Source organism: Paraburkholderia sp. RL17-383-BIF-A (assembly GCF_046028015.1).
Taxonomy (GTDB): Bacteria; Pseudomonadota; Gammaproteobacteria; order Burkholderiales; family Burkholderiaceae; genus Paraburkholderia.
Genome location: NZ_JARESR010000100.1, coordinates 1 through 271 on the forward strand (window position 1 = coordinate 1; position 271 = coordinate 271).

A 271-nucleotide genomic window follows, 5' to 3' on the forward strand; every position below is an offset into this window, starting at 1 on the left:
CGCGAAGCAGGCCGACGTGGTGATCTCCACCGCGCTGATCCCGGGCCGCGCCGCACCGACCTTGATCTCGGTCGACACCGTGCAGGCGATGAAACCCGGCTCCGTGCTGGTCGACCTCGCGGCAGGTCGCGGCGCCGAGTACGAAGGCCGGCGCGGCGGCAACTGTCCGCTCACCGAAGCGGATCAGGTAGTGATCAGGCATGGCGTGACGATCGTCGGTTATACGAATCTGGCCTCGATGGTCCCCGCCGACGCGTCCTCGCTCTACGCA

Annotated in this window: 1 pseudogene; it reads left to right on the forward strand. The window is 67.9% G+C overall.

The features are described 5' to 3' along the window. Positions 1-271, forward strand: a pseudogene (locus tag P0D71_RS36120) (NAD(P)(+) transhydrogenase (Re/Si-specific) subunit alpha); the annotation flags it as partial.